8 protein-coding genes and 1 pseudogene are annotated in these 7,095 nt (G+C 69.4%); 7 read left to right on the plus strand and 2 right to left on the minus strand.

Features of this window, described 5'->3' with window-relative positions:
- Nucleotides 1–186: 186 nt before the first annotated feature.
- Complete coding sequence (gene map, locus ACH65_RS17155; RefSeq protein WP_049623852.1) at nucleotides 187–954, minus strand: type I methionyl aminopeptidase; 768 nt, start codon at nucleotides 952–954, stop codon at nucleotides 187–189.
- A 334-nt stretch (nucleotides 955–1,288) separates the two neighbouring features.
- On the opposite strand from map, the gene rpsB reads away from it, so the two are divergent.
- Both rpsB and tsf read left to right on the plus strand, forming a co-directional pair.
- Nucleotides 1,289–2,143 carry a 30S ribosomal protein S2 gene (gene rpsB / locus ACH65_RS17160; RefSeq protein ID WP_049623853.1) on the plus strand — a complete coding sequence of 285 codons (855 nt, stop codon included), beginning with the start codon at nucleotides 1,289–1,291 and terminating at the stop codon, nucleotides 2,141–2,143.
- A 60-nt stretch (nucleotides 2,144–2,203) separates the two neighbouring features.
- Nucleotides 2,204–3,085 carry a translation elongation factor Ts gene (gene tsf, locus ACH65_RS17165; protein ID WP_049623854.1) on the plus strand — a complete coding sequence of 294 codons (882 nt, stop codon included), beginning with the start codon at nucleotides 2,204–2,206 and terminating at the stop codon, nucleotides 3,083–3,085.
- A gap of 84 nt (nucleotides 3,086–3,169) precedes the next feature.
- Here the strand turns inward: tsf and ACH65_RS17170 are convergent, their stop codons facing one another.
- A complete protein-coding gene (locus tag ACH65_RS17170) occupies nucleotides 3,170–3,562 on the minus strand; it encodes a VOC family protein (protein ID WP_049623855.1) in 393 nt (130 codons plus the stop codon).
- 130 nt (nucleotides 3,563–3,692) lie between these two features.
- Here ACH65_RS17170 and pyrH point away from each other — a divergent pair, with 130 nt between their 5' ends.
- The 5 genes and pseudogenes from pyrH to ACH65_RS17195 all read left to right on the plus strand — a co-directional run.
- Complete coding sequence (pyrH, locus tag ACH65_RS17175; protein ID WP_049623856.1) at nucleotides 3,693–4,412, plus strand: UMP kinase; 720 nt, start codon at nucleotides 3,693–3,695, stop codon at nucleotides 4,410–4,412.
- A 76-nt stretch (nucleotides 4,413–4,488) separates the two neighbouring features.
- Nucleotides 4,489–5,046, plus strand: coding sequence for a ribosome recycling factor (gene frr, locus ACH65_RS17180; protein WP_049623857.1), 558 nt, complete (start codon nucleotides 4,489–4,491; stop codon nucleotides 5,044–5,046).
- Nucleotides 5,047–5,240: 194 nt separating this feature from the next.
- On the plus strand, nucleotides 5,241–5,969 hold the full coding sequence (gene uppS, locus ACH65_RS17185) for a polyprenyl diphosphate synthase (protein WP_049623858.1): 729 nt from the start codon (nucleotides 5,241–5,243) through the stop codon (nucleotides 5,967–5,969).
- Between the two features lie 20 nt (nucleotides 5,970–5,989).
- Nucleotides 5,990–6,808, plus strand: coding sequence for a phosphatidate cytidylyltransferase (locus tag ACH65_RS17190; RefSeq protein ID WP_049623859.1), 819 nt, complete (start codon nucleotides 5,990–5,992; stop codon nucleotides 6,806–6,808).
- A pseudogene (locus ACH65_RS17195) lies at nucleotides 6,805–7,095 on the plus strand (saccharopine dehydrogenase NADP-binding domain-containing protein); the annotation flags it as partial. The gene ACH65_RS17190 and the pseudogene ACH65_RS17195, both read left to right, overlap by 4 nt.

Genomic DNA, 7,095 nt, shown 5'->3' on the forward strand with positions numbered 1-7,095 from the left:
GGGAGCGAAACCCCGGCCCAGGGGGCCGGCCAGACCACGCCGGCATTTCAGGCGACGCTCCACCCGCCCCTGCAAGCCCGCCCTCCAGCCATCCTGCGCACTTGCCCGGCCCACACCGGAACACCGAAGCCAACCACGCCTCGACACACAAGCGCCCTACAAAAACAAAAACGAGGCCGTCCTATCTCACGCCACATCCGGCCACGGCGTCAGAATCTCGAACCCCTCCTCCGTCACCGCAATGGTGTGCTCCCACTGCGCCGACAGCGAGTGATCCTTGGTCACCACCGTCCAGCCGTCCGGCAATTGCTTGGTCTGCGGCTTGCCGGCGTTGATCATCGGCTCCACCGTGAAGGTCATGCCCGGCTTCAGCTCCAGGCCCGTGCCCGCCTTGCCGTAGTGCAGCACCTGCGGCTCGTCGTGGTAGACCTTGCCGATGCCGTGGCCGCAGTACTCGCGCACCACCGAGAAGCCCGCCGTCTCGGCGTGCTTCTGGATCGCGTGGCCGACGTCGCCCAGGGTGGCGCCGGGGCGCACCGCCTGGATGCCGCGCATCATCGCCTCGTAGGTGGTGTCCACCAGGCGCTTGGCCAGCACCGAAGGGGTGCCGACGAAGTACATGCGGCTGGTATCGCCGTGCCAGCCGTCCTTGATGACGGTGACGTCGAGATTGATGATGTCGCCGTCCTTGAGCACCTTGCCGGGGCTGGGGATGCCGTGGCAGATCACGTGGTTGACCGAGGTGCACAGCGTCTTGGGGAAGCCGTGGTAGCCCACGTTGGCGGGGATCGCCTTCTGCACGTCGACGATGTGCTCGTAGGCCAGGCGGTCCAGCTCCTCGGTGGTGACGCCGGGCCTGACGTGCTCCTTGAGCATGGCCAGCACCTCGGCGGCCAGCCGGCCGGCCGCGCGCATGCTTTCGATTTCTTCGGGGGTCTTGGGGATGACTGCCATAACTCGTTCCATATGGCGGCAGGCGGAAGCCTTTTCCAGCGCGCCTTGCCGCCACGGCGCCGCACTGGCTACAATTAGCGAGTTTTGCTGGCCCCATCGCGCCCTGTTCGGGGGGCGGACGGCCGCAGAACGTGAAGCGCGATTGTAACCGTCACGGCCGAAAAATGGCCGTCTGGCGGCATTTCGCCATTAACGCCACACACGCATCGGCACCGCCTTCGGGGTGCCGCGGCCGCCCACCAGACAACGGGCGCCCGCGGTCGAAGCCGGGGATGCGTGGAGGTCCCAACCCCCAGGGCCGCACCTACAAGGCCCCATGTTCAGGAGTTACACCATGGCTCAAGTCACCATGCGCCAGATGCTCGAAGCCGGCGTGCATTTCGGTCACCAGACCCGTTACTGGAACCCCAAGATGGCCCCGTACATCTTCGGCGCCCGCGGCAAGATCCACATCATCAACCTGGAAAAGACCCTGCCGCTGTTCACCGACGCGATGAACTTCCTGTCGGGCCTGGCCCAGAAGCGCGGCACCATCCTGTTCGTGGGCACCAAGCGCTCCGCCCGCGAGCCGCTGGCCGAAGAGGCCGCCCGCGCCGGCATGCCCTTCGTCACCGCCCGCTGGCTCGGCGGCATGCTGACCAACTTCCGCACCGTGAAGCAGTCGGTGGCCCGCCTGAAGGAACTGGAAGCGGCCGAGACCGACGGTTCGTTCGACAAGCTGGTCAAGCATGAAGTGCTGGCCCGCCGCCGCGAGCGCGAGAAGCTGGAGAAGTCGCTGGGCGGCATCAAGAACATGAACCGCCTGCCCGACGCGCTGTTCGTGATCGACATCGGCCACGAAGACATCGCCGTGCAGGAAGCCAAGAAGCTCGGCATCCCGGTGATCGCGGTGGTCGACACCAACTACAACCCGGAGCTGGTGGACTACGCCATCCCGGGCAACGACGACGCGATCCGCGCGATCCAGCTGTACTCGCGCGCCGCCGCCGACTCGATCCTGGAAGGCAAGGCCGCCGCGCCGAGCGCCGCCCAGGGCGACGCCGACGAGTTCGTCGAACTGGACGAGGAAGGCAATCCGGTGGCCAAGGACGAGGAGCGCAAGGGCGCCCCGCGCCGCGCCCCGGCCAAGAAGGGCGCCCCGCGCCGTGACGGCGGCCGCGGCCGCCGCGAGTCGGCCGACGCCGAGTAAAGCCCCTCCCCGCCGTGGCGGCTCGCCCGCCACGGCGCCCCAAGTATTCGAGGAATCCTGATGAGCAACATTTCCGCACAACTGGTCAAGGAACTGCGCGAGCGTTCCGGCGCCGGCATGATGGAGTGCAAGAAGGCGCTGGTCGAGAACAACGGCGACATCGAGGCCGCGATGGAGTGGCTGCGCAAGTCCGGCCTCGCCAAGGCCGACAAGAAGGCCGGCCGCGTGGCCGCCGAAGGCCGCATCGTGGCCGCCCAGGCCGCCGGCAAGGCGGTGCTGGTCGAGGTCAACTGCGAGACCGACTTCGTCACCAAGAACCCCGACTTCGTGAAGTTCAGCGACGCCGTGGCCGAGGTCGCACTGACCTCCGGCGCCACCGACATCGAGGCGCTGAAGGCCGCCGCCTACCCGGCCGGCGGCAGCGTGGACGAGGCCGCCAAGGCCCTGGTCGCCACTATCGGCGAGAACATCCAGGTGCGCCGCCTGGCCCGCATCGAGACCGACGGCGTGATCGGCAGCTACATCCACGGCGGCCGCATCGGCGTGCTGGTGGCCATCAAGGGCGGCTCCGAGGAGCTGGCCAAGGGCGTGGCCATGCACGTGGCGGCGATGAACCCGCAGTACGTGAAGGCCGAAGACGTGCCGGCCGACTTCATCGCCAAGGAGAAGGAAATCGCCCTGGCCGCGATGTCGGACAAGGAGAAGAACAAGCCGGCCGACATCCTGGAGAAGATCGTCTCGGGCAAGATCAACAAGATCGTCTCCGAGGTGACCCTGCTCGGCCAGCCCTACGTGCTCGACACCAACGTGTCGGTGGCCGACGCGCTGAAGAAGGACGGCGCCGAGGTGCTCTCCGTCGCGCGCCTGGCCGTGGGCGAAGGCATCGAGAAGGCGGAAGAGGATTTTCACGCCGAAGTGATGAAGCAGGCCGGCCTGGCCTGATCGCCGGCAGCGCCGGACGTCACGTTCGAGAAAAAGGCCGCGGCATGTCCGCGGCCTTTTTCGTGGGCGACGCGCAACGCCGCCTCAACGCTTCGGCTGCAGCAGGTCCCAGCGGTTGCCGTAGAGGTCCTCGAACACCGCCACCGTGCCGTAGGGCTCCCCGCGTGGCGCCTCGAGGAAGCGCACGCCCGCGGCCAGCATCGCCGCGTGGCGGGCATGGAAGTCGTCCACGTGCAGGAACAGGAACACGCGCCCGCCCGCCTGGCGGCCGATGCCGGCCTGCTGCGCCGGCCCGTCCGCCCGTGCCAGCAGCAGCCGCGTCTCGCGCGCGCCGGGCGGCGCCAGCAGCACCCAGCGCTTGCCGCCGCCGAGCGGGGTGTCCTCGACCACGTCGAAGGCCAGGCAGCGCGTGTACCAGGCGATCGCCTCGTCGTAGTCGCGCACCAACAGCGAGAGAGCGGCAATGGCGTGTCGCATGGCGGTTCCGCATGAGTCGGCAATGAATCGCGCAGCATAGCAAGCGTGCCTGCGACACCTTCGATGCCTGACGCGGGAGGGGCCGCTCCGATACAATGCGCGCGTTTTACCCTGCGCCATCGGAGACCTCATGAGCGACCAGCTTAAGTACCGCCGCATCCTGCTCAAACTCTCCGGCGAAGCGCTGATGGGCGATGCCGATTACGGCATCGACCCCAAGGTGATCGGCCGCCTGGCCGACGAGATTCTCGAGGTGCGCCGCGTCGGCGTGGAGATCGGCGTGGTGATCGGCGGCGGCAACATCTTCCGCGGCGCCGGCCTGGCCGAGGCGGGCATGGACCGCGTCACCGGCGACCACATGGGCATGCTGGCCACGGTGATGAACGCGCTGGCGATGCAGGACGCGATCGAGAAGCGCGGCGGTTACGCCCGCGTGATGAGCGCGCTGCCGATCCACGACGTGGCGGAGGACTTCATCCGCCGCCGCGCGGTGCGCCACATCGAGAAGGGCCGCATCGCCCTGTTCGCCGCCGGCACCGGCAACCCCTTCTTCACCACGGACTCGGCCGCGGCGCTGCGCGCGGTGGAGATCGGCGCCGACCTGCTGCTCAAGGCCACCAAGGTGGACGGCGTGTACAGCGCCGACCCGGCCAAGCACGCCGACGCCACCCGCTATGACCGCCTGAACTACGACCAGGTGATCGAGCGCAAGCTGGCGGTGATGGACACCGCCGCCATCGCACTGTGCCGCGACCACCACATGCCGGTGCGCATCTACGACATGACCGTGCCTGGCAACCTGATGCGCATCATGCGCGGCGAGCCCATCGGCACCCTGGTCGAGGGCTGACCGCGGCCATCCGTGGGGGCGGGGCCTTCCCGCTGCTATACTTGCCGGCTTGCCAGATCCACCGGGAAACGCCCCCATGATCGATACCATCAAGACGGATGCCCAGACCCGCATGGGCAAGAGCATCGACGCGCTCAGGCACGAGCTGACCCGCCTGCGCACCGGCCGCGCCAGCACGGCGCTGGTGGAGGGCATCAAGGTCCCCTACTACGGTTCGGACATGCCGCTGAACCAGGTGGCGGTGGTGGCGGTGTCCGACGCGCGCTCGCTCACCATCACCCCGTTCGAGAAGAGCCTGGTCGCCCCGGTCGAGAAGGCTATCCTGGCCTCCGACATCGGCATCACGCCGACCACCGCCGGCACCGTGATCCGCCTCAACCTGCCGCCGCTCACCGAGGAGCGCCGCCGCGAGCTGGCCAAGCACGTCTCGCACGAGGGCGAGAACGCCAAGATCGCCATCCGCAACGTGCGCCGCGACGCCCTGCAGCAGGTCAAGGACCTGCTCAAGGACAAGTCGATCACCGAGGACGACGAGCGCCGCGCCGACGACGAGATCCAGAAGCTCACCGACCGTTTCGTCAAGGAAGTGGACACGGTGGTCAAGGCCAAGGAAGAAGAGCTGATGTCCGTCTGAGGCGGACACGCCATCGCCTTCGCCATGCCTATTCCCTCCCCCTCTTTCCCGGCGATCCCGCAGGGCACGTTCACCCCCGCTCCCTTCTGGGGAGAGGGTCGGGGCGAGGAGGCACGCCCGCCATATTCCCGCTTCGTGCGAACCTTTCGTTTGCCGCGGCCGCTCTTCGGCGCCACGCCGCGGGGCACGGTGCGATGAACGCCGCCAAGGTCCCCCGCCACGTCGCCATCGTGATGGACGGCAACGGCCGCTGGGCCCGGCTGCGCCATCGCCCGCGCAGCTTCGGCCACAACGCCGGCCGCAAGGCGGTGCGCGAGGTGATCGAGGGCTGCCTGCGCCAGGGCGTGGAGGCGCTGACCCTGTTCGCCTTCTCCAGCGAGAACTGGCAGCGGCCGGAAGAGGAAGTCGGCGCGCTGATGCAGCTGTTCCTGCGCGCGCTCGACAAGGAAGTGGAGGAACTGCACGGCCACGGCGTGCGCCTGCGCTTCATCGGCGAGCTGGCCGCCTTCGACGAGGCGCTGCAGCGGCGCATACGCGCGGCGATGGCGCGCACCGCCGGCAACGCCAAGCTGCAGCTCAACATCGCGGTGAACTACGGCGGCCGCTGGGACGTGGTGCAGGCGGCCCGCCGCGCCGCCACCGCGGTGGCCCGCGGCGAGCTGCGCGCAGAGGACATCGACGAGGCCACCCTCGGCCGCTGGATGTGCCTGGGCGAGCTGCCGCCACTGGACCTGTTCATCCGCACCGGCGGCGAATCCCGCGTCAGCAACTTCCTGCTCTGGCAGCTGGCCTACGCCGAGCTTTATTTCACCGACACTTTGTGGCCCGACTTCGACCAGGCTTGCCTCGCGCGCGCCATCGAGGACTACGCCCGCCGCGAGCGCCGCTACGGCCGCACCGGCGAGCAGGTCGCCCAGGCCTGACCGAAGGAATCCAGACTCCCATGCTGCAACAGCGCGTCCTCACTGCCCTGCTGCTCGCCCCACTGGCGATCCTACTGATCCTGCTGCCGCCGACCTGGCTGTTCGCCCCGCTGGTGGCGGTGGCCTTCCTGGCGGCGCTATGGGAATGGACGCGCCTGTCGGGCCTGCGCGACCGCAACGTGCGCAGCGGCCTGCTGGTGATCGGCGCGCTGCTGTTCGCGGTGATCTGGCAGCTGCGCGACAGCGCGCTGTGGCCGGCGCTGCTCGGCGCCGGCACGGTCTGGTGGGGCGTGGCCTGCCTGTGGCTGCGCCATTTCACCTATGCCGCCGCGCCCACCGCGGAGAGCCGCAACATCAAGCTGCTGGCCGGCGTATTCACCGTGTTCCCGGCCTGGGTGGCACTGCTGGCGATCCACCGCAGCGAGCCGCACGGCCACTGGTGGACCCTCCTCGCGCTGGCGCTGGTGTGGGCTGCCGACATCGGCGCCTATTTCAGCGGCCGCTTCCTCGGCCGGCGCAAGCTCGCGCCCACCATCAGCCCGAACAAGACCTGGGCCGGCGTGTACGGCGCGCTGGCGGCGGGCGTCGCGGTGGTGCTGGCCGGCGGCTGGCTGCTCGGCGTGCGCGGCGGGCAGCTGTTCGGTCTGGCGCTGCTGGCGGTGGTGGCGGTGGGCGCCTCGATCGTGGGCGACCTGCTGGAGAGCCTGTTCAAGCGCCACGCCCAGGTGAAGGATTCGGGCACGCTGTTCCCCGGCCACGGCGGCCTGCTGGACCGGCTGGACAGCGTGTTCGCCGCCCTGCCGGTGTTCGCGCTGGGCATGCTGATCCTGGGGCTATGAACAGTTCGACCCTCCAGCGCGTCGCGGTGCTCGGCGCCACCGGCTCGATCGGCGGCAGCACGCTCGACGTGATCGCGCGCCACCCGGGGCGCTTCCGCGCCAGCGTGCTGGTCGCGCATCGCAACGTGGAGGCGCTGGCCGCGCTGTGCGCCGCGCACCGGCCCGAGCTTGCCGTGATCGCCGACCCCGCGCTGGAGGCCGCACTGGCCCGCCGCCTGGCCGCCCTCGGCGTGCGCTGCGAGGTGGCGAGCGGCGCGGCGGCGATCGCCGCCGCCGCGGCCGGCCCG

Source organism: Frateuria defendens (assembly GCF_001182895.1).
Lineage (GTDB): Bacteria > Pseudomonadota > Gammaproteobacteria > Xanthomonadales > Rhodanobacteraceae > Frateuria_B > Frateuria_B defendens.